This is a genomic window from Streptosporangium nanhuense (assembly GCF_059358815.1).
Genome location: NZ_JCADBG010000072.1, coordinates 1 through 4,049, shown reverse-complemented (window position 1 = coordinate 4,049; position 4,049 = coordinate 1). Strand labels below are relative to the sequence as shown.

Annotated in this window: 2 protein-coding genes; both read right to left on the bottom strand. The window is 73.0% G+C overall.

The annotated features are described in order from the left end of the window. Nucleotides 1–1,818: DNA translocase FtsK (locus AC5L38_RS43910; RefSeq protein ID WP_495248764.1), on the bottom strand; the 1,818-nt coding region annotated here is incomplete at its 3' end. A 440-nt stretch (nt 1,819–2,258) separates the two neighbouring features. Then, the coding region (locus tag AC5L38_RS43905; RefSeq protein ID WP_495248763.1) for a hypothetical protein at nt 2,259–4,049 on the bottom strand (1,791 nt) is incomplete at its 5' end.

Sequence of the window (4,049 nt, the reverse complement as noted above, 5' to 3'; positions counted from 1 at the left end):
GTCGACGCTGGGGCGCTGGGTGGCCAGGACGAGGTGGATGCCGGCGGCGCGGGCCAGCTGGGTGATGCGCACCACGGCGTCCTCGACGTCCTTGGCAGCGACCATCATCAGGTCGGCGAGCTCGTCGACGACGACCAGCAGGTAGGGGTAGGGCTGGCGTGGCGCCTTCCCGCGAGCGGTGGGGACCTTGCCCGCGCGCACGGCCCGGTTGTAGTCGTCGACGTGCCGGAAGCCGGACGCGGCCAGGTCGTCGTAGCGCCGATCCATCTCCCCCACCACCCACTCCAGGGCCTCGGCGGCCTTCTTGGGGTTGGTGATGATCGGGGTGATCAGGTGCGGGATGCCCTCGTAGATCGACAGTTCGACCCGCTTGGGGTCGATCAGCACCATGCGCACCTCCTCGGGGGTGGCGCCCATCAGCACCGAGCAGATGAGGGTGTTGATGCACACGCTCTTGCCCGCGCCGGTCGCCCCGGCGATGAGCAGGTGCGGCATCTTGGCCAGGTTGGCCAGGATCACCCGGCCCTCGACGTCCTTGCCTAGGCCGACGACCAGGGGGTGGCGCTCGGCGCGGGCGGCCGCCGAGCGCAGGATGTCGCCGAGGGAGACGAGGTCCTTGTCGGTGTTGGGGATCTCCACCCCGATCGCGGACTTGCCGGGGATCGGCGACAGCAGGCGCACGTCGGCTGACTTCACCGCGTAGGCGATGTTCTTGGTCAGGCCGGTGACCTTCTCGACCTTGACCCCAGGAGCCACCTCGACCTCATACCGGGTCACGGTCGGACCGCGGGTGAAGCCGGTCACGCTGGCGTCGATGTTGAAGTCGGCCAGGACCTGGTTGATCGCGGCGACGGTGACCTCGTTGGCCTTGGTGGAGGTGCGCGGCGCGCTGCCCGGGCGCAGCAGGTTCAGGCTGGGCAGCGCTCCCGGCGTGGTGGTCGCGGCCGGGGGTGCGGCCTGCTCGGCGACGTCGCCGGGGCCGGCCGGTGCGCTGGTCTCGGCGCCCAGGACGGGGGTGTCGTATGGGCCGCGCTCGCCGATCAGGTCGGGGTCGACCTCGACCGGACGGCGCGGCGCGCCCTCCTGGACCGCGTCGACCGCGTCGTCCTGGTCGACGTTCTCGCCGTCGACGTCTGTGCTGTTGTCGCGGCCGGGGTGGTCGGCGTCGTCGCGGGTGGCGTAGCGGGGGTTGCCGCCTGGCTGCGAGCCCCGGGCCCCGGTGCCGGGGCGGCGGGTGCGCAGGCCGACCAGGCGGGCGGGAATCTGGCGGACCGGGGTCTGGGTGGCCACCAGCAGCCCCCAGGCCGCGAGCACGACCAGCCCCACGACGCTCAGCGGGGTGGGCAGCAGCAGCGCCAGGGGGGAGGCGACGGCGTAGCCGAGCACGCCGCCCGCGGCCAGCACGTCAGCGTCCGGGCCGTGAGCGAGGTGGATGATGCCCGCGACGGCGGCCGTGGTGGCCACCGCGCCCAGCAGCAGCCGCACCAGGGCGAGCTCGGCGTCGCCGCCGCGCAGCAGCCGCCAGGCCAGCGCCATGAGCGCCAGGGGGGCGGCGACGATGAGGGAGCCGATCAGGGCGCGGGCGGCGAGCTCGATGAGGTCGGCGACGATGCCGCCGGCGAGGTTCCAGCCGGGCAGCGCAAGCACCACGGCGACCACCGCGCTCAGCAGGCCCAGGCCGTCGCGCTGGTAGGCGGCGTCCAGGTCGACGCGGCTGGTGCCCAGCGCGCGGACGCCCTTGCCCGCGCCGTGGGCCAGCTTCATCCAGCACAGGCTGACCGCGGTTCCGGCCAGGCCCAGCAGCGGGTTGCTGCGCACGCTGCGGACGGTGCGACGGGCGGTGGTGGGGCCTCGCCGGGAGGTCGATCGACGGGCTCGGGTGGCCATGCGTCCTCTTCTCCGTACGGGGTGGTGGTGACGGTGGGTGACTATGCGGGGATGTGCGCCCGATGTGCGGTCGCTTTTCGTGACTGGACACTTACGTTTCGCGTGTACGGTAGGCATGGGCGGGGCTGTGCGCGGCGTGTTCGGTTACTCTGCGTTGATGTGCGCAGGGGTGTGGATCTTGTGCGCCGGGGTGTGCGGACCGTGTGCGCGGGGTGTGCGGAGCTGCGCACACCACCCCTCCCCTATAGAGAAAGGGGGCCCGCCCAACGCCGCACACCGGTCACGGCGTCCGGTCACATTCGGTAAAGCGGGCCGGGCGCTCGCGCGGCGTGCACGCAGCGTGCGCCCGGCCGAGGAGCCGGCCGGGTGGGTTATCGGCGGCCCGCGTTCTCCAGCGGGGAGGCGATCAGGTCCCAGCCGTCGGCGTCGGGCCGGGCCGAGATGCACTCCAGCTCGCTCCAGCGGTCGGTCTGGCGGTAGAGGAACCGGCGGGCGCGGCCGACCTGCTGCAGCAGCTCGTACATGTCGGCGGTGCGGACCGTGGTGCGGCCCTCCCGGTACCAGGTGTCCAGCGCCATGTCCCAGACGCGCTGGGCTTCCTCGGTGCTCATCTGCGGCTTGGCGGGCTGCTCGGCCTCCTCGCCGTCGCCGTCGCCGTCCTGGTCGTCCTCGTCGTCGGTGGTGGCGACGATGACGCCGCTGATGACGGTGGTGGGGTCGACGTCGGCGAGGTCTTCGGGGCGGGCGTCCTCGCCCAGGTGCTCGCGCCGCGAGTCCTGCAGCGCCTCCTGCAGCGCCTCGCGCTCCAGGGCGGTCTCTTCTGCGGCCTGCTCATCCATGTCGCTCTCCTGGTTCATCTGAGGGGCGGCCGACCGCGCCGATCGCATGGCCGGCACGGTGGTGGGCGCCGACGCCGTGCCCGCCGCCGGGATCGCAGGCCCGGCCGGGGTCGGCTTGGGAGCGGGGGCGGTGCTGCGGGGGCCCCAGACGGGGCCGGTGTAGTAGGTGCGCTGGGCGAACAGCTCGCCGAACAGCTCGGCGGTGACGGCGTCCATCGGGTCGCGGAACGGCGCCCCGGCGTCCACGGTGTCCATCAGCTGCGCAGGTGTGGGGTTGTAGACGCGCTGCATGCTCGACCAGCGCTTGGACGGCACGCCCATGCCGGCGACGTAGGAGTAGCCGCGGCGGCTGACTCCCCAGGTGGGCAGGTTCTCGCGGCCGATCGCGGCCAGCGCGGGAGCGGGCAGCACGTACTCGGCGTCCTCGGCCGAGTCCACGCCGAAGCAGATGCCGGCGGTGTGGTTGGCCCGGGCGTCGGTGCTCATCGCCTTGTAGGTGATGCGTTGCAGGCTGGAGACCACCATGATGCCCGCCGAGCGCGCCTTGCCCAGCAGGTGCTCGTAGTCGGCGCCCAGGGTGGCGAAGTCCGAGGACTCCTCGATCCAGATGAGCAGCAGGTTCAGGCTGGAGCGCGGCGCCCACCGGTCCAGGCCCTCACCGGCGAGGTGGGTGGTGCGGCCGGTGATGACCTTGCGAAGCCGCTTCATGACCCGGCGAGCTTCGCCCAGATCGTTGATGACCCAGGTCAGCGTGGCCGCGACCGGCCCGAACGTCTGCATTCCCTTGGACACGTCGATGCCGATGATGTTCAGGCGGCGCCGGATGGCCAGGTTGCCCAAGACGACCCGGGCGCAGACGCTCTTGCCCGCTCCGGTGACGCCGCCGATCTTGACGTGCGCGACGTCCTCGGCGTCGGGGTCGGTGTCGTAGTTGCCGAGCAGCCGCACCAGGCACAGGTCGGTCTGGTACTCCCCCAGCGCGAACGGCTCGGTCGGCAGCGCGCCGAACAGGGTGGCGTCCACGCCGGGCCAGGGGATGCCGCCAGGGATGGCCAGGTTGTCGCGGGTGGGCATCTCCAGCTCGCCGACCCCGGCCCGGGTGGCGTCAGCGGCGAGGTTGGTGCCGCCGGGCACCGCCTGGGCGTGCGCGGCCAGCGCGGGCATCAGCGCGCGGGCGCCGTCCAGGGTGCCGCCGTCCTGGGTGACGACCTTGGCGCGCACCACGCCGCGCTCATCCACGGTGGCCCCGTGGAACTGCACCCGGGCCTGCTTGATGGCGTCCAGCAGCGGGTTGCCCGCGCCGTCGGCGGCGCCGGGGGCGGC